The following is a 23,300-nucleotide window of genomic DNA, read 5'->3' as shown; positions in this document are numbered from 1 at the left end:
CTCCCTGCCTCACTCCGCCGCGCTCAGATCGAAATTCTCGCCGGGAAAATATTTGGCCAGGCGAATGTCGGCGGTGCGGGCATGGCCCTCCATGCCTTCCAGCCGCGATATGCGTGCGGTGGCCTCGGCAACCGGTCGCGCGCCATCGCGCGTGGCCCGCTGCCAGGTGACCATCTTCATGAATTTGTGGACCGACAGGCCGCCCGTATACCGCGCGGCGCCGGAGGTCGGCAGGACATGGTTGGTGCCGGACGCCTTGTCGCCAAAGGCAACCGTCGTCTCCTCGCCGAGGAAAAGCGAGCCGTAGCATTGCAGCCGCTCGAGCCACCAATCCGGGTCGGCGGCCTGCACCGACAGATGCTCGGGCGCGTATTCGTCGGCGACCTTGGCCATTTCCTCGCGGTCCTTGCAGACGATCACCTCGGCATAGTCGCGCCACGCCGCGGCTGCGTTCTGGCCGTTCAGTTCGGGCAGCGCCGCGATCAAGGCAGGCACCCGCTCAAGCACGGCGTCGGCCAAGGGCCGGTGCGAGGTGACGAGCCAGACCGGCGAGTTGTAACCATGCTCGGCCTGCCCGACGAGGTCGACGGCGACGATCTCCGGATCGGCGGTTTCGTCGGCGAGGATCAGGCTGTCGGTGGGACCCGCGAACATGTCGATGCCGACGCGGCCGAACAGGATCCGCTTGGCTTCGGCGACGAACTGGTTGCCGGGTCCGACGAGAATATCGGCCTTCGGCAGTCCGAACAGGCCGAAGGCCATGGCCGCGATGCCCTGGACACCGCCCATCGCCAGGATCGCGTCGGCGCCGCACAAATCGGCGGTGTAGGTGATCGCCGGATTGACGCCGACGCCTAGCCTGGGCGGCGAGCAGGCGGTGATGTGGCTGCAGCCGGCGACCTTCGCGGTGGTCACCGTCATCATTGCCGAGGCGATGTGGCTGTAGCGGCCGCCGGGCGCGTAGCATCCCGCCGCTTGGCAGGGGATGCTCTTCTGGCCGGCGATCAGTCCGGGAACGACCTCGATCTGGATATCGCGGATCGTCTCCTTCTGTGCCTCGGCGAAGCGACGCACATTGTCATACGCGAAGCGGATGTCGTCCTTCAGCTTCTGCGAGACCTTTGAGCCGGCTTCCGCGATCTCATCCCTGGTCAGAACGACATTGCCGTCATAGCGATCGAACTTCTCGGCATAAGCGCGCGCCGCAGTCTCGCCGCCCGCTTCGATCTCGGTGAGAATGGCCTGCACCGTTTCGCGCACATCCCCGGCGTCCGATGTCGGCGTCTTGCTGGCTTTCTTGAGATATTCGGCCATGGAATTTTCCTAACGATAGATCTCGGGGAGCATCGCCGTGGAAATCGCCGGCACGTAGGCGATCAAGAGAACGACGGCGAGCATGAAGATGACGAAGGGCACCGCCCGCCAGGCAATCGGCAGGATGGATTCGCCTGTCAGCCCCGAGACGACGAAGAGGTTCAATCCCAGCGGCGGGGTGATGAATCCGACCCCGAGCGAGGTGACCATCATGATGCAGAACTGGATTTCGTTCATGCCGATTTCGTCGGCGAGCGGTTTCAGGATCGGCGCCAGGATGACGATGTTGGGCGTCGTCTCCATCACGCATCCGGCAGCGATCAAAATACCGATCATCAACAGGATGAGCATGTTGGGATCGTCGGTCAGCGAGGTCACCGCGAAGACGAAGCCTTGCGGCACGCCGAGCGCGGCCAGTGTCTGCGCCAGCGGCAACGACATCGCGATGATCGGCACGATGACACCGTTCACCTTGGCGGACGAAACCAGCATGGAGGGGAAGTCGGAGAGCTTCAGCGTCCCCAGGACGAACCCCAAGATGATCGTCACGACGACTGCCGTCGCGCCGGCCTCGGTCGGCGTCAGGCGGCCCGAGAAAATGCCATAGAAGATGATTCCGGGAACGAGAAATGCATACCAGCCGCTCTTCAGCGCCCGGCCGACATTGCCCAGCCATTCGCGTCCGGAGATCGCGCCGCCGCCCTCGTAGGCGTAAATCCGGTTGACGACGATATTGGTCAACAGGATCGAGAGCAGGATGGCGATGCCCGGAATGATGGCTGCCTGAAACAGCGTCGAGGCGGAGATGCCGAGCACCAGACCGACGATGATGTAGGCGATGGACGGGGGGATCAAAATGCCGGTGCAGGCGCCGGCGGCCACCAGGGCGCAGGCGTAAGCGCGGATAGCCGGATTCCACCAGACGGTCGATGGTCATGCGCCCGACCGCCGCTGCGCCAGCGGCGTCGGAGCCCGAGATCGCCGAGAACATGCCGCAGACCAGCACCGTGGCCGAGCCGAAGCCGCCCTTGGCCCAACAGGTCAGCGCTTCGGCGATGTCGAGGAATTTTCGACTGAGACCGGTGCGGACCAGCACATCCCCCGTCAGGATGAACAGCGGCACCGCCGTTAGCGCGAAGGCGTCGATCCCATCGAACAGGGATTCTCCGAACAGCGACAGCGGAAGCACCTGCGACCAGGCCAGCATCGCGACAGCCGAGGCGCCGATCGCGGCCCAGACCGGAATGCCCAGGATGATGAGCGCGACGAAAAGCAGAACCGGGCCGTAAAAATCCCATCCCAGTTCCACCGCCTGCTGTTGGAGTTGTTGCCAAAGCATCTGGGCCTCAATCGAACAGGCGCTCGCCCTCGTAGGGCGGGCGGCCGCTCACGAGGGCGGCGGTGTCCCGCACAAGGGACTGGGTGAGGCGAAAGATCATCAGGGCAAAGCCGACCGGCACGGCCATCAGGAACCAGACCATGGAAACCCGCAGACCGTGGCTGACCGAGCCGAATCTCCAGGAGACCTCGACGGTCTCGAACGACCAGTAGACGGCAAAACCAGCAACGACGAACATGACCAGGTCGCCGAGGATGTAGAGCAGCGCCTTGGCGCGAACGGACACATAATGGAACAGAACGTCGATGCGGATGTGGGCGCGCTCCTTCACCGCCGAGGCTGCGCCGATCCAGGCGAGATAGATGAAGGAATAGCGGACGATTTCCTCGCCCCAGATCGAGGAATAGGCGAATAATTCACGCCGGATCACCTCGACCGCCATCGTCGCGACGAGGACCGTGTAGAAGATGAGCAGCGCCCATCGCTCGACGTTCCGGTCCAGGAGCATCAGAATTTTCACGCGCCTCTCCCCTTCGCGGCAGAGCGGCGCCGACCACCGTCACGAACGGCAAATCCGGCACAGACCCTGACCCTCGTCAACGGCGCTCTATCCCGCGCCCTGCGATCATGAGATCGCGGATGAACGCGCTCGAGGCGCACTCATCCGCGCGATGCGTCAAGCGTCGTGGACGTAGTAGCGTCCGGTCGTGCCCGCAGCCTCCTCGAGGCCTTTGAAGACGTCCATCGATCCAGCGAGTTCGGACTTATAGGAATCCCAGTCGCTGCGCTGATAGCCGCCGGCTTCCTTCCATTCGCCCAACTGGTCCTCGCTCAGCGAATGAAACTCCACACCGGACTTTCGCATCTCAGCCATTGCGTAGGTCCGGGACGACGGCACCTTGGCAAGGTTCTGGTGGAAGGTCATCTCCGAGGCCCAGTCGACCGCCTCCTGAACGTCCTTGCCGAGCCCATTGAACCATTCGAGGTTACAGGCATAGCACTGGCTGTCGGGAACAGCCTGCGTGAACGTCACATGGCTGAGGATGTCCTTGAACCCGAAGGCATAAAGAGCGCCGACCGCGGGATCGAGCGCATCGGCCACACCCTGCTTGATCGCGGAGGACGTCTCGCCCCAAGCCACCGGCGTCGGATTGGCCCCGACCATGCGGTAGTATTGCTGCAGCATCTTGGAGCCGGGCACGCGAAATTTCACGCCCTGCAAGTCGCCCGGGGTGATGATCGGATTCCCGCCCTTCCTGACCGCCACGACCCGCGGATCGATGCAGAAGTAGAACAGGGGCCGGAATCCACGTTGTTCAACCTTCGCGTCGACCTGTTCTTTCCAGATATCGGACGTGACGAGGTTCACGAAGCGCTGATTGGAGCCGCACAGATACGGCATGTTGATGAGGTCGACGACCGGCGCATAGGGGGCGAAATTCGACAGCGAGAACTGACCGACGGGCACGGTTCCGCCCTGCACTTTCTGCGCCAGCGCACTGCCCACGCCGAGTTGTCCACCAGGGGCGAGCTTGACGTAGATCCGGCCATTGGAAGCGTTCTGAAGGTTCTCCTTCAGGTCAAGCTGCATCATCGGGTAGCTGCGCGTCGTGCCAAGTTGGTACTCGGTCGCCACCGTCACGACGTGCTCGGCGGCTCCCTCCCGCTCCCTTTCCTCGCTGGCCGCCTGCGCGACCGCCACATCCGACCAAAGCGTGCCCGCCGCGCCGGCAATCATGGCTGCAGTAAAAGCCCCGGCACCCGTCAGGCGCAGAAAATTCCGGCGCTCCGCGGATTCCAGTTCTGTGGGTTCATGAATCTTGGACATTGGTGGCCTCCTCCCGACCGTTATCAATATTGGGGACGTCAGATCTGCCTTCCCGTGCTCGCTCACGGTGCAACACGGCAATGACGAAAAGGGTCGATGCCAGTGACAAGACCAACATCTCCCCGACGTCGGAGAGAAAAGCCTTCCCAGCCATTGCGCCGAGGACGACGTTCGCAACGAAAATCGCAAACACGACACCGGTCGCCGCAAGTGCGGCAGCACCCGAATTACGCATCGTCTCCTCCATGATTTGATGCGTCCCCGACAGGGTGTATGCCCTTTCAATCATCGATGCAAGCGCTTGCATATTGCGATTGGCAACAATTTCTTGGATAATGACGGTCACGGACGCAAGGAAAAACAGCATGAGCGGCAGGTCTGCACCGACACTTGAAGACGTTGCGCGCCGCGCCGGCGTCTCAACCGCGACGGTGTCACGCTGCCTGAATGTGCCGGAGCGTGTCCTTCCCGCTACCAGAGAACGGATCATCCTTGCGGTCACCCAGTTGGGATACACGCCCAATTTCGGCGGTCAGGCTCTCGCCTCGAACCGGACCAACACCGTCGGCGCGGTCATTCCGACCATGGAGAACGCCATTTTTGCTCGCGGCATCCAAGCGTTTCAGGAAGCCTTGGCCGCATCCGGCGTGACGCTGCTCGTCGCGAGTTCGGGCTACGACCCCGAGCGAGAGGGCGAACAGATCCGCGCGCTCGTCGGGCGGGGCGCCGATGGACTCTTGCTGATCGGCGTGACCCGCCCCGAAGCGACGTACAGTTTCCTGCGCCAGCGCGGGGTGCCGTATGTCATTGCTTGGAATTATCGCCCGGGCGACGACAACCTCTATGCCGGATTCGACAATCGCAGCGCGGCGCGCGCGCTGGCCACTAAAGTGATCAATTACAACCACACGATGATCGCTATGATTGCCGGCAAGACCGAGACGAACGACCGGTCCGCCGATAGGGTAAGCGGCGTGCGTGATGCGCTGGCGGCTGCCGGAATGGACGCACAGGCGATGCCGGTCGTGGAGACCACCTACTCGCTTGACGGAGGCGGCCGCGCCTTCGAGACCTTGATGCGACGGCACAATCCTCCGACGGCCGTGATCTGCGGCAACGACGTCCTGGCGGTCGGCGCGATGACCGGGGCTAGGGAACTTGGGATTTCGGTTCCGGCCGACGTCTCGATCGTCGGATTCGACGACATCGATTTGGCCCTAGTGGTCCAGCCGCAACTGACCACCGTGCATGTTCCGCATCGACGCATGGGCGAAGCGGCAGCCAAGCTATTGCTCCAGCTCAGGGACGGCCATCCGAATATGGAAAGCGTCATCCTCGACACGCATGTCGTGGAGCGTGGATCGCTCATCCGTCACGTTAGCGGGATGCCGCTCTTCCTGGGGCAAGGGAAAGCGGCTGTATGATGATCGCGATTCGAATCAAGACGATAGAATCTTCGGCCAACATGCGGGATGAAGATCTCCGCTGACGGCGGGAAGCTCCCGTCCGCCTCGGGCAAACGACGGGGAGAAAAACAATGGTCTCAGCGGCACGAGCGATTCCGGTGGCGCGGCCCATCCGGCTCGGCATGGTGGGCGGTGGCCAAGGCGCCTTCATCGGCGCGGTTCATCGCATCGCGGCCCGCCTCGACGGCGAGTTCGCGCTGGTGGCCGGCGCCTTCTCCTCCGATGCCGAGCGCTCGGCGGCCTCCGGTGCAGAGATCGGCATCGATCCGGCCCGCGCTTATGCCACCTTCCAGGCGATGGCCGAAGCCGAAGCCCGGCGAGAGGACGGTATCGAGGCCGTCGCGATCGTCACGCCCAACCATCTGCACTTTTCGCCCGCCAAGATGTTTCTGGAAGCCGGCATCCACGTCATCTGCGAAAAGCCGCTGACGGCGAAGATCGAGGACGCGGTGGAGCTGCAACGGATCGCCGCGGCCTCGGGGCGCGTCTTCGTGCTGACGCACAATTACACCGGCTATCCGATGATCCGTCAGGCGCGGGACATGATCGCCACCGGGGACCTCGGGCCGCTGCGCGTCGTGCAGACCGAATATGCCCAGGACTGGCTGACGGAGGCAGCCGAATCGGCGGGCTCCAAACAGGCCGAATGGCGCGTCGATCCCGACAAGGCCGGCATGGGCGGCGCGCTGGGCGATATCGGCAGCCACGCCTTCAACCTTCTGACCTTCGTGACGGGCCTTGAGCTCGACAGCGTCGCGGCGGATCTATCGGCTTTCGTCCCCGGCCGCAGGCTCGACGACAATGATCACCTGATGCTGCGGTTTAAGAGCGGGGCGAAGGGGATGCTGTGGGCGAGCCAGGTCGCACCCGGCCACGAAAACGGCCTGCGCCTTCGCGTCTACGGCGAAAAAGGCGGGCTCGAATGGGCGCAGGAGAGCCCGAACCAGCTCTGGTTCACCCCGTTCGGCGAACCGAAACGGCTGATCACTCGGGGCGGATCGACCGCCGTTTCGGCCGCCCAGCGCGTCACCCGCGTTCCGGCCGGACATCCGGAAGGTTATCTGGAAGGCTTCGCCACGATCTACCGTGAAGCGGCGGCGGCTATCCGGGCCGTCGCCGACGGTCGCCCGATTCCGCCCGAGGTGATGTTTCCGACGGTCGAGGACGGCGTCGACGCCATGCGCTTCATCGACGCCGCGGTGCGCTCATCGTCAGACGACAGTCGCTGGACAAAACTGCGGTAGACGCGCCACGCCCGATCAAAGCGCGATATCATCCCGGTCGTGATCCCCACCGTCCCGTAAGTCCGTCATGGTCTGCAGTAGGGTGTTGCGAGCGGCAAGAATGTGCGCCCGCATGACCGACGCGGCCCATTCGGCGTCGCGCGAGGCGATGGCGCTGACGAGATCACGGTGATCGGCAAAACTTCGTCCGAGGTCGCGCGGCTGGAACTTCGTGTAGGTGTGGATGAGGAAGCCGATATCCATCAGCCGGTCAGCGGTATCGCGCAGCGTCTGGTTGCCCGAGATGTCCAGAATCCGATGGTGCAGTCGTTTGTTGAGATCGGACAGGATCTCGACCGCGTTCTCTTCCCCTGCCCTGGCCTCCATTTCGTCACAGATTGCCGCGAGCGCACCGATGTCCGCATCGCCGCGCAGAGTGGCGGCAAAACCGACGCCGCTGCTTTCGAGGAGCGCGCGGACCGCGTAGACCTCGCTCACCTCGCGGATCGTCCGGCGCCGGATAACCGCCCCGGCATGCGGCACCATCTCGATGAAGCCGTCCCCGGCGAGTTTGCCCAACGCCGCGCGGATCGGTGTCCGGCTGACGCCAAAGCGCTCGGCGAGCACCTCTTCGGTGAGGCGCACACCGTTTTCGTAATCGCCTTTGAGAATGGCCTCCCGCAGCGCCGCATAGACACGATCCGCGCTGCGTTCGCTCGGCACCCGTTTTCTAGACACCATGGTTGCGGTCCATCGCGAAGCTCCGTTTCATTGCGAATGATTGGATACAAAAACGCATTCTTACAACCTTATTTAATCATCAGATTGACAGATTGGATACAATCCGTATTTTCAGTCAAGTTGAGCGCTGGGAGGCGCGGCGGAACGCATATCCGAAAACAGGCGACCGCCTTCGGGTTTGCGTCCGCAGTGACAATTGTCCGGCATCGCAGGATGCCAGACCGCGAAGCCCGGTCGGGCGCGCTAAGGGGGTGATCAAATGGCAAATCCCGCATTGAAGGCTGCGATCGCCCGCAAGGATTTCATTCTTGCGCCTGGCATCTACGACCTCATTTCGGCGCTCATCGCCGATCGCATGGGTTTTCCGGCTCTCTACGTCACCGGCTATGGCACGGTGGCCTCTTCGCTCGGATTACCGGACGCGGGCATTGCGACCTATTCAGACATGCTCGGACGGATCGCGCAAATGGCGCGGATGACCGAGACACCAATCATAGCCGATGCCGACACCGGTTATGGCGGCCTTCTCAACGTGCATCACACCGTGCGTGGATACGAAGCGGCGGGCGTCAGCGCGATCCAGCTCGAAGATCAGATGTTCCCGAAGAAATGCGGCCACACGCCGACCCGTCAGGTCGTGCCGAGCGAGGAGATGGTTCGCAAGATTCAGGTTGCCGTCGACAGCCGCCAGAGCGACGATTTCCTGGTTATTGCCCGCACGGACGCTCGCACCGCACTTGGTCTGGACGAGGCCATCCGGCGCGCCGTCGCTTATGGCGAAGCCGGAGCGGATTTGATCTTTGTCGAATCGCCGGAAAGCGTCGACGAAATGGCCCGGATCGGTCGCGAGATCGACCGGCCGCTGATCGCCAACATGGTCAATGGCGGCCGGACTCCGCTGTTGCCGGCGGATGAGCTTCAGGCGCTCGGCTTTGCCGTCGCGATCCATCCGGCGGCCGGGTTCCTGTCCGCCGCTGCCGCGCTCCAGACAACCTATGCAGATCTCAAGGCGAATGGCATCAATACGGATCGCACCGAGCTCTACAGCTTCGCCGATTTCAATCAGTTGATCGGCTTCGAGGACGTCTGGGCGTTCGACCGGCGTTATGCGGTTTAGCGGCATGGCAAAGCGGTTCGAAAGAGGAACACCGAGCGACATCGGGGTGGAACTGCGGGAGCGTCTCGTTTGAGCAGCAGGGAGGAAACCGACCGTATGGGTCCGTTGGAAGGTATTCGCGTCCTGGAGATGGGTCAGCTGATCGCAGGCCCGTTCTGCGGACAATTGCTGGCCGATTTCGGCGCGGAGGTCGTCAAGATCGAGCCGCCGAAGACCGGCGACGCGATGCGGCAATGGGGCCGCACCGATGCCGACGGCCATACGCTCTGGTGGCCGGTGATTGCCCGCAACAAGAAATCCCTCACCCTGAACCTGCGCGACAGCCGTGCGCAGGACATCGTCAAGGCGCTGGTCGCCAAGACCGACATCCTGGTGGAGAATTTTCGCGCCGGCCGCATGGAGGAATGGGGGCTGGGTTACAACGTCCTGTCGAAGATCAACCCCGGCCTGATCATGGTGCGCATCACCGGGTTCGGCCAGACCGGACCGTATAGCGACCGCGCTGGCTTCGCCTCGGTCTGCGAGGCGATGGGCGGCTTGCGTGAGATCAGCGGCCATCCGGATCGACCGCCGGTGCGCATGGGGATTTCGCTCGGCGATACGCTGGCCGGCCAGAACGGCTTTCAGGGCGCTCTCCTGGCATTGCAGCACCGCAACAGCACGGGCGACGGGCAGATGGTGGATGCGTCCATCTACGAATCGGTGCTCTCCGTGATGGAAAGCCTCGTCTCCGAATATGACGGCGGCGGTCATATCCGCGAACGCTCGGGCAGCATCCTGCCGGGGATCGCGCCGTCCAACGCCTATCCGACCAAGGATGGCGGCACGATCATCATCGGCGCCAACCAGGACAGCCTGTTCCGCCGCCTGACCGCCCTCATGGGGCAGCCGGAACTCGCCGACGACGAACGGTTTCGCGACCATCAGGCCCGCGGGCGCAATCAGGCGGAAATCGACGCCATCATCGGCAAGTGGACGCAAACCAAGCCGGCGAAGGAGCTGGTCGACGAGTTGGCGAAGGTCGCGGTCCCGGCCGGTCCGACCTACCGGGCGAAGGACATGCTGGAGGATCCGCATTTCCAGGCGCGCGAATCCGTGACCCGCGTGGACGATCCGACGCTCGGCCGCTCGATCGCCATGCAGAATGTGTCTCCACGTCTGTCCGCATCGCCCGGAACGATCCGCCATACCGGCCCCGCCCTCGGCCAGCACACGACTCAAGTGCTGGCGGAATGGCTCGGCTACAGCGACAACGAAATTGCTCGACTGGACGCCGACGGCGTCATTTGAGCCTTGAACACGAGCGCAGCGCCAGTGCGCCGCGCCATCCTGGGGAGGATGCAAGTGACAGGAACGACAGGCAGGCCCGGCTGCGGCGGGGCGACGGCTATGACCATAGGCGACTTGCGTCACGCGGCGTATGACGGGGATGCTCGGCGATGATCGAACCCATCATCGTCGTCGTCATCCTGTTGGCGCTCATCGCCATCGGTGCGCCGATTTTCCTGGCGCTGGGCGCGGCCGGTCTGACCGGCCTCTACATGGCACGCGGCTCGATGGCGTTCTTCTTCGGCCCGACGTCGCTGTTCGGCCAGTTGAACAGCTTCGAGTTGCTGGCACTGCCGCTGTTCGTGCTGATGGGCAATTTCCTGGCGGCGACGCCGGTCGGCAAGAACCTCTTCCACGCGGCGGTGGTGTGGCTGCAATGGCTGCGCGGCGGGCTCGCTATCGCGACTGTGGGCGCCTCGGCCGTGTTCGGCGCCGTCAGCGGCGTGTCCATCGCCGGTGTCGCCGCCGTTGGCTCGATCGCCATTCCGCAAATGCTGGAGCGCGGCTACAGCCGGTCGATCGCCGCCGGCAGCGTCGTCAGTTCCGGCGCGCTCGCCATGCTGATTCCGCCAAGCGTACCGCTGATCATCTACGGCGCGGTCTCGAGCGTTTCGGTCGCCGACCTGTTCATCGGCGGTATCGTGCCAGGCATCGCCCTCGCTTTGGCGCTTTCGGTCTATCTTTATATCCGCGTTCTGCTCAATCCGGAGGAAGCCCCGAGAGGAGAACATGTCCATTACAGCTGGGGTGATCGGCTCCGGGCGCTTGCCGGCATCTGGCATGCGGTGCTGCTGATCGCCGTGGTTCTCGGCACGATCTATTCAGGCGTCGCCACCCCGAGCGAGGCGGCGGCCTTCGGCGCGATCGGCGCCTTCGTCATCGCCGCCTTCATCTTCCGCTCGGTGGGAGTCAAAGGCACGATGAAGGTGCTCGGCTCCAGCGCGCGTATTTCCGGTGCCATTCTCCTGATCATGGGCTGTGCCCGGATCTTCGGCGACTACCTGAATTACGTCCGTGTCCCCGACGCAATCACCGGCCTTCTGGTCGGAACCGAGCTACCGCCGGAGGTCATTCTCATCCTGATCATGCTGGTGCTGGTCGGCCTCGGCATGCTGGTCGACGCGGTCTCGCTCATCGTCGTCACCACGCCGATCCTGCTGCCGCTGATCCAGACGCTCGGCTACGACCCGCTGTGGTTCGGGATCATCCTGGTGATGAATCTGGAGATCGCGGTGATCACCCCGCCGGTCGGTCTCAATCTCTACACGCTGAAGGCGGTTGCCCCGATGCTGCGCATCGAGGAGATCGTCCGCAGCGTCGTGCCATTCGTCGCGGTTCAGTTCGTGATGCTCGTCATCTTCGTGCTGTTCCCGGCGATCAGCCTCTGGCTGCCAAACCTGATGAAATAAACCCAAGGAGGAAAACAACATGACCATCAACAGACGCGGTTTCATGACCGCCACCGGCGCGCTGGCGCTCGGCTCGGCGCTCGGCCTTCATTCCAGGGCCGCTTACGCGGAAGCGCAAAAGCTCACCGGCGTCACCTACCTGCCGCCGTCCTATGCCGATCTGGCCTATGGCAGCCAGGGCTTCGTCGACTTCGTCAACGAAAAGCACGGTGACGTCGCCACGATCGAGTTCTACGATTCCGGCCGCCTGCTGTCGGCGGACGAACAGCTCCCGGCGCTGCGTGCCGGAACCATCGACTTCATGTTCCACACGACGTCCTACGTCACCCGGTCGCTGCCGATCCTCGGCATTACCGGCCTGCCGGGCGTGGTCGGCGAGCTCTACGAAAATCCCGATCGCCTCAAGCGCGGCTCGCCCCTGTTCCAGCTCGTCGAGGACGAGCTGAAGAAGAATGGACTGACCGTCTTGAGCCTCGGCGGCGGCATCATGGAGCCGGAATATATCTGGAGCACCAAGGACTCGCCGATCCGCAGCCTCGACGACATCGAAGGCAAGAAACTGCGCGTCGTTTCCTTCGAGGCGACCAAGGCGATCGAAGACTTCGGCGGCGCGGCCGTGCGCATACCCTCCTCCGAGCTCTATCTCGCCATGCAGCGCGGCACCGTCGACGCGGCCGTCGCCAACATCTCGACGATCAACGGCCGTAAGATCCAGGAGCAGGCCTCCCAGGTCTACAAGCTGCCGGTCACCGCCTTCGGCATCGGCATCTTCGTCCAGACCGATCGCTGGGAGGCGATGAGCGAGGAGGTCCGCAACGCGATGATGGCGGGCGTCGAGTGGTTCGACGAGAATAGCGCGCGCGTCGCCAATCAGGACTATTTCGACGCCAAGTACTGGCCGGCGTTCCGCGAGGCAGGTCTTGAGGTCATCGAGCCGACCGAGGCGGAGCTGGAGCGTTTCCGCGAGGTCAGCACGAATGTCCGCGAGGCCTGGATCGGAGAAGTCGGCGAGGAGGTCGGCAAGAAGGCGATCGATCTCGCCATGGGCAAAGACGCTTAAAGGAGCGAAACCATGCTCGCCGTCCCGTTGAAACTGTTCGAGGCGTTCGCCCGACTCCTTGAAATCGTCGGCCAGGGCGTCCTCGCCTTCATGGCCCTGACGATCACCTACGACGCCACGATGCGCTATCTGTTCGCGGCGCCGACCTCGTGGAGTCTGGAGATCAACTCGTTCCTTGTCGTCTACCTCGCGGTGATGACAGCGGCGGAGGTTCAGCGGCGCGGCGAGCATATCGGAATTACGTTTCTCGCCGACGGCCTTCGTCCCGGCGGGAGGTGGGCGGTGACAACGGCCATCGGCATCGTCGGCGCCGTGTTCTGTGCCATCATCACCTGGCGCGGCGGGCTGATGGCGTACGACGCATGGGCCTATGGGGAGCGCGTATCGAGCGCTTTAGGCACCCCCATGTGGCTTGCCTATGCCATGCTGCCGATCGGCTTTGGAACGCTCGGATTGCAGTTCCTGATCAACATCGCACGCGGCCCCGCGGCTGCGTCTTCGGAGACGATGCCGCATGTCTGAGAACCTCGCGCGCAAGCTCATCGCCAGCCGTCTTGTGTCCGGCGATATGACGCCGGGCGCGGAGATCGCCCTCAAGATGGATCAGGCTTTACTGCAGGACGTGCTCGGCACCCTGGTGATGCTCGAACTCGAGGCGATGGGCATCGAGCGGGTCGCCACCAACCCGAGCGTTCAATATATCGACCACGGGCTGGTGCAATCCGACGAGGTGAACGCGGACGCGCACCTCTTCCTGAAGAGCGCCTGCGAACGCTTCGGCATCGTCTATTCCGGCCCGGGCAACGGCATCAGCCACCCGGTGCATATGGAGCGTTTCGGCGTGCCGGGTCAGTCGATGGTCGGCAGCGACAGCCACACCCCGGCGGCGGGATCGCTCGGCATGCTGGCGATCGGCGCCGGCGGCATCGAGGTGGCGCTCGCCATGGCCGGCGAGCCGCTGTTCCTGACCATGCCCAAGATCTGGGGCGTCGAACTGACCGGCGCGCTGCCCGACTGGGTCTCGGCCAAGGACGTGATCCTGGAAATGCTGCGGCGTCACGGTGTCTCCGGCGCGACCAACACGATCATCGAATATTACGGCCCCGGTCTCGGCTGCCTGTCCACCATGGACCGGCATGTCATCGCCAATATGGGGTCGGAACTCGGTGCTACGTCGAGCGTGTTTCCCAGCGACGAGGCAACCCGGCTCTTCATGCGGGCGCGCGGACGCGAGGCTGACTGGGTACCGCTCGCCGCGGACGAAGGATGCGCCTACGACCGTCACGAGACGATCGATCTGTCGAGGCTGGAGCCGCTGATCGCGCGCCCGCAGAGCCCCGACAACGTGGTTCCCGTCACCGAAGCCGCGGGCGAGCCGATCTACCAGGCCTATATCGGCTCCTCGGCCAATCCCGGTTATCGCGACTTCGCCGTCGTCGCCGACATTCTCGACGGCAGGACCGCCGCCGAAGGGGTCTCGCTCGACATCAACCCCTCCTCCCGCCAGGTGCTCGACGCGCTGGTGCAAACTGGCAAGCTCGGCGCCTTCATCCGCTCGGGCGCGCGCCTGCATCAGGCCGGCTGCAATGGCTGCATCGGCATGGGCCAGGCGCCGGCCAGCGGACGCAACAGCCTGCGCACCGTGCCGCGCAATTTCCCCGGTCGCTCCGGCACGCGCGAGGATTCGGTGTTCCTGTCGAGCCCCGAAACGGCGGCGGCGTCCGCGCTCAGCGGCGTCATCACCGATCCGCGCACGTTGGAGATGGCCTATCCGAAGATCGCCGAGCCCGAGACGATGCGCGTCAACGACGCCGGCTTCATCTTTCCCAAACCGGGTGTCCGGCCGGCGCTCTATCAGACCAAGCACACGCCGACGCTGCCCGACTTCGACGCGTTTCCCGATGAATTCACGGTCCCGGTTCTCCTGCGCCTCGGCGGCAATATCTCGACCGACGACATCATCCCGGCCGGCAATGTCCTGCCCTTCTGGAGCAACGTCTTCGAGACCGCAAAATACGCCTTCGCGCAAATCGACGGGAGCTATCCGGAGCGGGCCACGGAGGAGAGCCGGGGCCATGCGATCGTCGCGGCGAAGAATTACGGCCAGGGATCGAGCCGGGAAAACGCCGCGCTGGTTCCTCGCCTGCTGGGATTGCGGCTGGTCATCGCCGAGAGCTTCGCGCGCATCCACTGGCAGAATCTTGCCAGTTTCGGTGTGCTGCCACTGACCATCGACGCGGCAGCCGGCATCGACGCCGGCGACACCATCCAGATCGAAGCCGTGCGGAAGCAACTGGCTGCCGGCCCATCTGTGGCAGCGACGGTCGTTTCCTCGTCGGGCAAGACGCGCCAGATGACGTTCCAGCACGCGCTGAGCCCCCGGCAGATCGAGATCATGCTGCGGGGCGGCGTGATCAACTGGGTGAAGGCGCAGTCTTCTGGAACGGACCAAAGGAGATCGGCATGACCGGCAATTTCCAGTCAGTCGAGATCGTCGAGGTCGCCCCACGTGACGGATTCCAGTCGATCGACAAGCCGCTGCCGACCGAAGAGAAAATCGCGATCATCGAGGCTCTGCTCTCCGCTGGCGTGAAACGTATGGAACTCGGCTCCTTCGTCAGCCCGAAGGCGATCCCACAAATGGCGGACATGGCCGACATCGCCGCGCATTTTCAAGACCGGGACGGCGTTCGCCTGTCGGTGCTGGTGCCCAATGCCAAGGGCGCCGAACTGGCGCTGAAAAACCGTTACAGCGAACTGGTCTTCGTGTTTTCTGTCTCCGAGGCGCACAACCAGAACAATGTCCGCCAGAGCGTCGAGCAGTCGCTGGCACAGCTGCGCGCCGTGGTCGCGACGATGGCCGGAGATCCGAATTTTCGTCTGCGCGTCGATCTGGCGACCTCGTTCGACTGCCCGTTCACGGGCACCGTGCCGCTCGACGACGTGCGCAGGGCCTTCGCCAAGGCACTCGCGATCGCGCCCGAGGCAGAATTCGCCCTGTGCGACACGACCGGCCGGGCCGACCCGCTGACGGTCAAGGCGCGGTTCGAAGCGGTCATGGCCGATGCGCCGACAGCCACCGGCTGGGCATTTCACGGCCATGACACCTTCGGCATGGGCGTCGCCAACGCGCTGTTTGCCTATCAGGCCGGCGTGCCGGTGATGGAAGGCGCGGCGGCCGGTCTCGGCGGCTGCCCTTTCGCGCCGGGCGCCACCGGCAACACCGCCACCGAGGACCTGTATTTCGCCTTCCAGCAAGGCGGCATCGACACCGGCCTCGACCTGGAAAAACTGCTCGTCGCGGCCGACCGTATCGCCGCTTTGCCCGGTGGCAAGACCGGCGGGCATCTGCGCATCGTGCCCCGGAAGAGGGCCTACACCTGAAAGAAAGCCGGTCTCACACCGGTTTCGTCAGGCGCGATGATAGGGATGTCCGGCGAGGATCGTCGCCGCGCGGTAGAGCTGTTCCGCTACGAGAATGCGGGCGATCTGATGGGGATACGTCATTCGCCCGAGAGAGAGGACGAGGTTCGCGCCGGACCGCAAGGCGTCGTCATGACCGTCCGGACCACCGATGAGCAAGGCGAGGTCGCGGCGGCCGTCGTCGCGGAACGTGGCGATCGCGGCGGCGAATTCTTCCGACGAGAGCGTTTTGCCCCGCTCATCCAAAATGAGGTGAATTGAGCCCTCCGCCAGCGAGGATCGCAGCCGCTCGGCTTCCTCGCGCTTGCGCTCGGGTGCGGTGCCAAGCCGCGATTCGGGATATTCGGAAAGCCCCTGGTAATCGAGCCCCAGCGGCGCGCCGGTTTTCTTCAAGCGGTCGAGATAGCGGTCCGCGAGCATCCGTTCCGGGCCGGCTTTCATCCGCCCGATTGCCGCAATCGTCAGTCGCATCGGCCGAGCCCTTTCCTCGGCCGAAGCCTCACTCCAACAATGACGCGCTGATCAATGGATCGTCGCGTCTCCGGCATCTCCGACGGACCACATCTTCTCGATATTATAGAAGCTGCGGACTTCCGGGCGGAAGATATGGACGATGATGTCGCCGGTATCGACCAGCACCCAGTCGCCGTTTTGAAGGCCTTCCACCTTCGCCATCCCGAAGCCGTTGGATTTGAGATCGCGAAGCAAATGGTCGGCGACCGCCGTCACATGGCGATGCGATCGTCCGGAGACGATCACCATGTGATCGGCCAGTGCCGATTTGCCCTTCATGTCAATGGAAACGATGTCCTCGCCTTTCGAGTCTTCCAGGCTCGAAATCACGAGATCGATTGCAGTCCGGCCGACCGAAACATCGGTGGCGGGCGCGTCAGAAGGAGTGGTCTCGAAGACGTCCTTCGCTTCAGCCGCAGGTCTCAGTGTCGTTTTCCCTTTCCACGGGCAGACAATCAGTGCCGAAATGGCCCTGATCTACTGAATGTAGGCAGTCTTTGGTGTCGGTTTCAAGACGCACCGATATAAGAACGACGTCATTCGACCCTAACAGTCGGTGCAAATGACGTCGGTCCCGACGCGGGGCCGAAGATAATACGTCCCCCCCATCTCAAAGGGCGTAGTCAATCCATACCCTCCAAACGGCAAATATTGGTAGGTCGTCGAGGCGACCAAGAGGGACTGACTGCGTAGGCCGGCAAGGTCGGCGGGCAACTGGAAGGGCCCGCCGGAGGCATCGGGAGTGGACCCTCTTGCCTGGGACCAACTGACGAACGCGCCGCCCTCGGCATTGATCTTGACCGCCGTCACCTTGATCGCGACCTTCGTGGCGTCGTAGGGGGCGACCAGCGCGGACGAGACAGCGAAGATGGCGCCGATCTCGGCTTTGGTCGTTTCGGGGGCCTGGGTGATGAGGTCATTCACCGTACTGGCGGTGTGTTGGATTTTCCGATTGAGCGTGAATGCCATGGCGACTTCCGATCCGGCCATATAGAGCATCAGCAATATCGGAGCGATCAGGGCGAATTCCACCGCAGCGACAGCTCCCGTCGCACCCCGGAATTTGGCCGCGCGCCCTCGCCCTGGGTTCCCACGCCGGCCGCTGGCGCCATCAGACGGCCCGCCGGCAGTTTTCCAATGCCTGTGTAACGAGCGGAACAACCGCATCAAAACATCTCCGTCCGGAAAGCCGCCATCCCCGCGAGGAGGTGCGACCCATCCCCCATATTCGAGAGATATTTACGCATCAGGTCCGTGTAGATCGGCCATTTGTAATAGACACGGAGAGCGACAATCGAACCGGGACCGCCCGGCGCATAGCTGAAGCCGGTCGTGTCGAGATTCCCGCCACTGACCGGGGACGAGGAAGGAATTGCCGCAAAGCTCGAATAGGACTTGAGATCAATTTGGAGTTTTTGACAATCCAGAAGAAACCCAACCTTTCCGCACAACCGCTTGCGAAAATCCACCTCCGATAGATTGGCAGCCTGGATCTCGCCGGTACGTACCGTACGGCTGACACGGGCGACCGCCTGATCGAGGGTCAATTCGCCGAGAAAAACCAACGACGTCTCGATCGTGGCAAAGACGATCAGCAAGAATGGCATCGCCAGCAACCCGAACTCGACGATGGTCGCACCAGATCGATCGTTCCGCAGCCGAGTGAGTTTGGGAAGACGCGGCATGGCCTTACTGCACCAGCAAGGGGGAGTAGTCCTTCGCAAGCCGGTCTCCTTTGTAGCCGGCTTTGTCGAAGTCCGAATTCAACGTCATCTTAAGCGTGGTCGTGCTGTTTCCTGTGAAGGATATCGTATCGGCGACCAACGCCATCTGGTCGGAGCCGATGCCCAATTCGCCGCTGCCGGTGATCTTCAGGTTGTGTTTCGGCAGATAAACGGTTCCTTTGATGTTCACCGATCCGCCGCCGGCAATCGTGGCGTCCTTGGCGGGGGCGATGTCCCTGCGTCCGGCCATTGCGATTCCGGCATAGGTGCCCGTCGTCGGCGCAGAGATGTTCAGATTGGCGCCGCCATTCACCTTTGGATACGAATGGTCATCGACAAAAATCAGGGTTACGCCGGTGCCCGAAAGTGTGGCTTTGGATGACAGATCGAGGGGGCCACCGGAAATGACGTAGGTCCCCGGCGCCAGCGTGATATTGGCCGAGGAAGGAGCCTTCAAGCCGCCGCAATAGCGGCCGGGCTGGAGTGTGAAGTCACCGTCGCCCAGCGATGCGTTGCTGGACAGGCAGGTCCCTGTTTTCGCCGGCATCGGCAGGTCCGCATAGGGATCCTCCAAAGGATCGCAGCCACCTGTCACCTTCGGTGAGAATTGACCCGACCCGCCCCCAACGGCGCAAAAATCCTTGGCCTTGGCGGTACCCGCCCCGGATTGGAAAAGCGCACTGCTGGATATCGAGTTGGAGTGGACCGAGCATTGCGGACCGATAAAGTCGGACGATCCGCCGAAGGAAATCGCCTTCGACGCGGTTTGCGATAGGCCGATCATGCAGTAGCTCGACCGCAGGGGTCCGACGACGGCCTTTGCCAATACCTCCATCGGAAAGCTTTGCCCGAAGATCGGAAACGCTAGCGGATAGTCGTATGTACCGGTGACCGTGACGCTGCGCTCGGCCTGGTTGATAGAAATTGCCACGGAAACGGCGTTGATCTGTTCGTTCGATGCGAAGAACGACTTGCCTTCGGCGATCAACGCCGCCTTTTCGGATACGCTCAATTTACTGAACTTCAGTCCGGCCGCCTTCACAGTCGCCAGCGCAGCGCTGTCGGCGGCGTCCTGCATCACGCTCCGGTTGCTCAGCGCCGCCGAATAATCGACGGCAAGCCCCATCGCTCCAAACAACGGAATGGCCAGCAATGCCGCCATGATCGCGAAATTACCCGATTGGCTATCCGCGAATTTCTTGATCATACGCATAACGCTCTCACCCGACAGATAATCACGGGCAATTTACAGCGGACGCATTAATAGCGCTTTAAATAAACATGATTAATCCGACGTAGCGGTAGGTTTCCGACCGGCCCGCCGTCGATCGAAACATCCACAAAACGGCCGTAGAGCGGTCTAACGCCGCGCCGCCAAGACCGGCAGGGTAGCGCCTTCATGGCCTTGGAGGCGATGGTGGTCGTCAGTTGACGCGACCGGCGCGACAGCGTCGGTAGGCTGCAGCGCCGTCGTCTCGCGCCTGCTGCCGATAGAGAAGATCCGCGCCGATGCTGTCTTCGTCCCGATCGATCCTGCCCTCGTAACTGTTTCCCGCCGTCTGGCGCCCATATTGCTGGCAGAAGGCCTCCGTTCCCCGTGAGTTAGGGTTCGCCGAGACCTGCGCGCCGGCAATCGGCGATAGATTGGGATAGGGCGTACCGGCATTGCAGCCGGCAAGGCCGACGAGAATGCCCAGCAATAGGATGGTGGCGCGCATAACTGCCTCCAATAACATGACGATCCTCACCCCTATCTGGAGCAGCAGGTGCCGGGCACCAAGGGTGATAAAGCAGGCGTGTTCGCCACCGGTCCGGCATGTGGCCGTTTTTCCCGGTATGCTGATGCGGACACTCCCATCGTATTCCGTGGGGAAAGGCTGAACGACAGGTCGAGCGCGATGCGTTGTCCCATTCGGGTTGCGGTCAACCCCGATCGTTAGTGCGGCTGCGGCCCCGTTTGACGCGCGCACGCGCTTCTGGGCAATTGCCGTCATGGTCTACGAAGAGATCGATCCCCTGGCGCCGGACGTCGCGGCGGCCCGCCTGAGGCCGCTCGGCAGCCTCGCCTTTCTCGACAGCGCCATGCGACACGCGACGCTGGGCCGCTACGCCTATGTCGCCGCTTCGCCTTTCGCCCGCTTCGCCGTCGACGCGGGCGGCGCGATACTGGACGGATGCCGGCTCGAAGGTGCCCCCTTGGCCGCGCTGGACGCGACCCTGCGGCAGTATCGCACACAGACGGTCGCTGGCCTGCCGCCGTTCCAGGGCGGCACCATCGGGTTCATCGGCTACGACTTCGCGCATCATCTGGAGCCGCTCGCAACGCCTCCGGATCTCGATCCGGAGCTGCCGAGCCTGCGGCTCAACCTTTACGACACGATTCTTGCGTTCGACCTCGTCGACGATCGGGCTTTCATCATCGCGTCCGGCCATCCCGCCGATGAGGCGAACCGCGAGCGTCACGCACATGCGCGGATCGCGGCGTACAAGGCGGCGCTCGCAACCCCGGCATCCGCCCCCTCCGGCTCGCCGGCATCCGCTCTCGACTGGCGTTCGAACTTCTTCGCCGCCGACTATCACGCGGCGATCGAACGGGTGCGCGACTACATCCTCGCTGGTGATATCTATCAGGCCAACATCGCCCAGACCTTCGAGGCACACCTGCCGGACGGCTTCGATCCGTTTCAGCTCTATCTGAAGCTGCGGCGCACCAATGCCGCCCCCTTCGGTGCCTTTCTCGATTATCCCGATCTCGCCATCGCCTCGTCCTCGCCGGAGCGACTCCTCAAGCTCGATCGCCGCGCTGTCGAGACCCGCCCGATCAAGGGGACGGCGAAACGCGCGGCCGATCCGGCCGAGGACCAGGCGCTCGCGGTGGCACTGCTGGCGTCAGAGAAAGACCGGGCCGAGAACGTGATGATCGTCGATCTCCTGCGCAACGACCTGTCGCGAGTCTGCGAAGCCGATTCGGTCGCGGTGCCTGTGCTCTGCGGTCTGGAAAGCTACGCGTCGGTGCATCACCTCGTCTCGGTCGTCACCGGCCGCCTACTTGAAGGCATAACGCCGGGCGATCTCATCGCCGCGACCTTTCCGGGCGGTTCGATCACCGGAGCGCCGAAAATCCGCGCGATGGACATCATCACCGAGATCGAGAAGACCGCGCGAGGCCCCTATTGCGGCGCCATCGGCTATCTCGGCTTCGACGGCGCGATGGATCTCAACATCGCCATCCGCACCGTCAGCTTCACCAATGGCAAGGCACGCCTCGCCGCCGGTGGCGGCATCACCGTCCTGTCCGATCCGGCCGCCGAATACGAAGAAACCTTCACCAAGGCGACCCGCGTCCTCGCGGCGTTCGAGGACAATCCCTGATGATCCTCGTCATCGACAATTACGACAGCTTCGTCTTCAACGTCGCCCGCTACCTCGACCGCCTGGGCGGCCAGACGCGGGTCGTGCGCAACGACTCGCTGACATTGGCCGACATCGAGGCGTTGCAGCCGACGTCCATCATCGTTTCCCCCGGCCCCTGCACGCCGGCCGAGGCAGGGATCTCGCGCGATCTGGTTCGTGCGTTTTCCGGGCGACTTCCCATCCTCGGCGTCTGTCTCGGCCATCAGGTGATCGGCGAGGTCTTCGGCGGCACCGTGATTCGCGCGATGAAGCCGATGCACGGCCGGGCCTCGGAACTCCATCATGGTGCGACGGGCTTGTTCGAGACAATGCCAAGCCCGACGACTGTGGGGCGCTATCATTCGTTGATCGTCGAGGAGACACCGGTGATGCTGGAGAACCTGCACATCGACGCGCGCTCGGCGGAAGGCGAGATCATGGCGCTTTCCCATCGCGCGGACCCGACCTACGGCATCCAGTTTCACCCTGAATCGGTGCTGAGCGAACAGGGCGAACTGATCTTTAAGAACTTCCTGACCCTCGCTGAGGCCTGGCATGACCGACATCTGGCTTAACGGCGCCTTCGCCCCGTGCGACGGCGCGATCGCCGCGAACGACCGCGGGCTGCTCCTCGCGGACGGCGTCTTCGATACGGCGCTGGTTCTCGGCGGCCGGGTGTTCCGCATGGGCGAGCATCTCGACCGTCTTGCCGGCGCCGCCGGACGTCTGGAAATCCCGGTGGCCCGAAAGGATATACAAGCCGCCATGTCCGCGCTGGCGGAGCGACAGGTCAACGGCTCGATCCGGCTGACGGTCACGCGCGGGCCGGGACCACGTGGCATCGCCCTCCCCCCGGACCCGCGTCCGACCCTTCTCGGCTCGTCCGCGCCGCTGACGCCGAGCGCGATGTTCTCGACGATCCGCCTGGATGTTTCCTCGATCCGGCGCAATGAAACCTCGCCCACCACGCGGGTGAAATCACTGGCGTATCTCGATGCGGTCCTTGCCAATCACGCGGCCCGGCAGGTGGGCGCCGACGAGGCTTTGTTCCTCAACACCAAGGATCGCGTCGCGTGCTCCGCGCTCGCCAACGTCTTCGTGCTCAAGGACGGGGAACTGTCGACCCCGCCGCTCGCCGACGGCGTTCTCGACGGGATCACCCGCCGCTGGGTTCTCGCTCATGCCGGAGAATTCGGCCTTGCCGTTCGCGAACGCTCGCTCGGGCTTGCCGATCTTGCGGGCGCCACGGTGTTCCTGACCAACAGCCTGCGGCTGATCTCGCCCGCGACGCTCGATCCGTCGAACATCGGACAGCCGGATGGTCCTCTCACCACTTTGATGATCGGGCTATGCCAGGCGATCGCAGGCGAATGCGGCATCGATCCGCGGGCGCTGAGCGCCGTCGTCGAGCCGCACTGACG

The 23,300-nt window shown here is 63.5% G+C and carries 23 protein-coding genes and 1 pseudogene; 12 read left to right on the top strand and 12 right to left on the bottom strand.

Annotated features, from left to right (window positions below; genetic code table 11):
- Positions 1 to 9 precede the first annotated feature (9 nt).
- From hisD to VQ044_RS07545, 5 genes and pseudogenes are all read right to left on the bottom strand, one after another.
- A complete protein-coding gene (gene hisD / locus VQ044_RS07565; RefSeq protein WP_327646238.1) occupies positions 10 to 1,314 on the bottom strand; it encodes a histidinol dehydrogenase in 1,305 nt (434 codons plus the stop codon).
- Between the two features lie 9 nt (positions 1,315 to 1,323).
- Positions 1,324 to 2,653: pseudogene (locus tag VQ044_RS07560) on the bottom strand (TRAP transporter large permease).
- Between the two features lie 7 nt (positions 2,654 to 2,660).
- Entirely contained in the window at positions 2,661 to 3,173 is a 513-nt protein-coding gene (locus VQ044_RS07555) for a TRAP transporter small permease (RefSeq protein ID WP_327624528.1), read from the bottom strand.
- Between the two features lie 156 nt (positions 3,174 to 3,329).
- Entirely contained in the window at positions 3,330 to 4,481 is a 1,152-nt protein-coding gene (locus VQ044_RS07550) for a TRAP transporter substrate-binding protein (RefSeq protein WP_327624527.1), read from the bottom strand.
- Positions 4,465 to 4,848, bottom strand: coding sequence for a hypothetical protein (locus VQ044_RS07545; RefSeq protein ID WP_327650894.1), 384 nt, complete (start codon positions 4,846 to 4,848; stop codon positions 4,465 to 4,467). The genes VQ044_RS07550 and VQ044_RS07545 overlap by 17 nt, the downstream gene beginning before the upstream one ends.
- On the opposite strand from VQ044_RS07545, the gene VQ044_RS07540 reads away from it, so the two are divergent.
- Positions 4,847 to 5,905 carry a LacI family DNA-binding transcriptional regulator gene (locus VQ044_RS07540; RefSeq protein WP_327650895.1) on the top strand — a complete coding sequence of 353 codons (1,059 nt, stop codon included), beginning with the start codon at positions 4,847 to 4,849 and terminating at the stop codon, positions 5,903 to 5,905. The two genes, VQ044_RS07545 and VQ044_RS07540, sit on opposite strands and share 2 nt — an antisense overlap.
- A 113-nt stretch (positions 5,906 to 6,018) precedes the next feature.
- The gene (locus VQ044_RS07535; protein ID WP_327646237.1) at positions 6,019 to 7,191 is read left to right on the top strand and encodes a Gfo/Idh/MocA family protein; all 1,173 of its coding nucleotides are present in this window, start codon (positions 6,019 to 6,021) and stop codon (positions 7,189 to 7,191) included.
- Positions 7,192 to 7,206: 15 nt separating this feature from the next.
- Here the strand turns inward: VQ044_RS07535 and VQ044_RS07530 are convergent, their stop codons facing one another.
- The gene (locus VQ044_RS07530; RefSeq protein ID WP_327646235.1) at positions 7,207 to 7,911 is read right to left on the bottom strand and encodes a GntR family transcriptional regulator; all 705 of its coding nucleotides are present in this window, start codon (positions 7,909 to 7,911) and stop codon (positions 7,207 to 7,209) included.
- Between the two features lie 259 nt (positions 7,912 to 8,170).
- On the opposite strand from VQ044_RS07530, the gene VQ044_RS07525 reads away from it, so the two are divergent.
- The 7 genes from VQ044_RS07525 (at position 8,171) to VQ044_RS07495 (ending at position 16,210) form a co-directional block, all read left to right on the top strand.
- Complete coding sequence (locus VQ044_RS07525; protein ID WP_327646233.1) at positions 8,171 to 9,028, top strand: isocitrate lyase/PEP mutase family protein; 858 nt, start codon at positions 8,171 to 8,173, stop codon at positions 9,026 to 9,028.
- A 69-nt stretch (positions 9,029 to 9,097) separates the two neighbouring features.
- Positions 9,098 to 10,318 carry a CaiB/BaiF CoA transferase family protein gene (locus tag VQ044_RS07520; RefSeq protein WP_327646232.1) on the top strand — a complete coding sequence of 407 codons (1,221 nt, stop codon included), beginning with the start codon at positions 9,098 to 9,100 and terminating at the stop codon, positions 10,316 to 10,318.
- Positions 10,319 to 10,467: 149 nt separating this feature from the next.
- A complete protein-coding gene (locus VQ044_RS07515) occupies positions 10,468 to 11,766 on the top strand; it encodes a TRAP transporter large permease (protein ID WP_327646230.1) in 1,299 nt (432 codons plus the stop codon).
- A gap of 19 nt (positions 11,767 to 11,785) precedes the next feature.
- The gene (locus tag VQ044_RS07510; RefSeq protein ID WP_327646229.1) at positions 11,786 to 12,826 is read left to right on the top strand and encodes a TRAP transporter substrate-binding protein; all 1,041 of its coding nucleotides are present in this window, start codon (positions 11,786 to 11,788) and stop codon (positions 12,824 to 12,826) included.
- A 12-nt stretch (positions 12,827 to 12,838) separates the two neighbouring features.
- A complete protein-coding gene (locus VQ044_RS07505) occupies positions 12,839 to 13,348 on the top strand; it encodes a TRAP transporter small permease (protein WP_327646228.1) in 510 nt (169 codons plus the stop codon).
- Complete coding sequence (locus VQ044_RS07500) at positions 13,341 to 15,293, top strand: aconitate hydratase (protein ID WP_327646227.1); 1,953 nt, start codon at positions 13,341 to 13,343, stop codon at positions 15,291 to 15,293. The genes VQ044_RS07505 and VQ044_RS07500 overlap by 8 nt, the downstream gene beginning before the upstream one ends.
- The gene (locus VQ044_RS07495) at positions 15,290 to 16,210 is read left to right on the top strand and encodes a hydroxymethylglutaryl-CoA lyase (RefSeq protein WP_327646225.1); all 921 of its coding nucleotides are present in this window, start codon (positions 15,290 to 15,292) and stop codon (positions 16,208 to 16,210) included. Before VQ044_RS07500 ends, VQ044_RS07495 begins: the two co-directional genes overlap by 4 nt.
- 27 nt (positions 16,211 to 16,237) lie before the next feature.
- Here the strand turns inward: VQ044_RS07495 and rlmH are convergent, their stop codons facing one another.
- The 6 genes from rlmH to VQ044_RS07465 form a co-directional block, all read right to left on the bottom strand.
- On the bottom strand, positions 16,238 to 16,720 hold the full coding sequence (rlmH, locus tag VQ044_RS07490; protein ID WP_327646223.1) for a 23S rRNA (pseudouridine(1915)-N(3))-methyltransferase RlmH: 483 nt from the start codon (positions 16,718 to 16,720) through the stop codon (positions 16,238 to 16,240).
- A 51-nt stretch (positions 16,721 to 16,771) separates the two neighbouring features.
- Positions 16,772 to 17,221, bottom strand: coding sequence for a ribosome silencing factor (rsfS, locus tag VQ044_RS07485; RefSeq protein WP_442872881.1), 450 nt, complete (start codon positions 17,219 to 17,221; stop codon positions 16,772 to 16,774).
- Positions 17,222 to 17,308: 87 nt separating this feature from the next.
- On the bottom strand, positions 17,309 to 17,794 hold the full coding sequence (locus tag VQ044_RS07480; RefSeq protein WP_327646222.1) for a TadE/TadG family type IV pilus assembly protein: 486 nt from the start codon (positions 17,792 to 17,794) through the stop codon (positions 17,309 to 17,311).
- A gap of 134 nt (positions 17,795 to 17,928) precedes the next feature.
- Complete coding sequence (locus tag VQ044_RS07475; protein WP_327624512.1) at positions 17,929 to 18,447, bottom strand: TadE/TadG family type IV pilus assembly protein; 519 nt, start codon at positions 18,445 to 18,447, stop codon at positions 17,929 to 17,931.
- Positions 18,448 to 18,451: 4 nt separating this feature from the next.
- A complete protein-coding gene (locus VQ044_RS07470; protein WP_327646221.1) occupies positions 18,452 to 19,693 on the bottom strand; it encodes a TadE/TadG family type IV pilus assembly protein in 1,242 nt (413 codons plus the stop codon).
- A gap of 217 nt (positions 19,694 to 19,910) precedes the next feature.
- Entirely contained in the window at positions 19,911 to 20,204 is a 294-nt protein-coding gene (locus tag VQ044_RS07465; protein WP_327624510.1) for a hypothetical protein, read from the bottom strand.
- A gap of 274 nt (positions 20,205 to 20,478) precedes the next feature.
- Between VQ044_RS07465 and pabB the strand changes: the two genes are divergently transcribed.
- From pabB to VQ044_RS07450, 3 genes are read left to right on the top strand one after another with little or no spacing between them, the layout of a single operon-like run.
- Positions 20,479 to 21,858: an aminodeoxychorismate synthase component I gene (pabB, locus tag VQ044_RS07460; RefSeq protein ID WP_327646220.1), complete on the top strand. Its 1,380-nt coding sequence runs from the start codon at positions 20,479 to 20,481 to the stop codon at positions 21,856 to 21,858.
- Positions 21,858 to 22,454: an anthranilate synthase component II gene (locus tag VQ044_RS07455; protein ID WP_327646219.1), complete on the top strand. Its 597-nt coding sequence runs from the start codon at positions 21,858 to 21,860 to the stop codon at positions 22,452 to 22,454. The genes pabB and VQ044_RS07455 overlap by 1 nt, the downstream gene beginning before the upstream one ends.
- Complete coding sequence (locus VQ044_RS07450) at positions 22,435 to 23,298, top strand: aminotransferase class IV (RefSeq protein ID WP_327646218.1); 864 nt, start codon at positions 22,435 to 22,437, stop codon at positions 23,296 to 23,298. Before VQ044_RS07455 ends, VQ044_RS07450 begins: the two co-directional genes overlap by 20 nt.
- Positions 23,299 to 23,300: the final 2 nt, after the last annotated feature.

It is taken from the genome of Aurantimonas sp. C2-5-R2 (assembly GCF_036549495.1).
In the GTDB taxonomy this organism is placed as follows: Bacteria; Pseudomonadota; Alphaproteobacteria; order Rhizobiales; family Rhizobiaceae; genus Aurantimonas; species Aurantimonas coralicida_A.
Note: the sequence above shows the minus strand (reverse complement) of the source record. Positions and strands in the feature narration are given on the sequence as shown.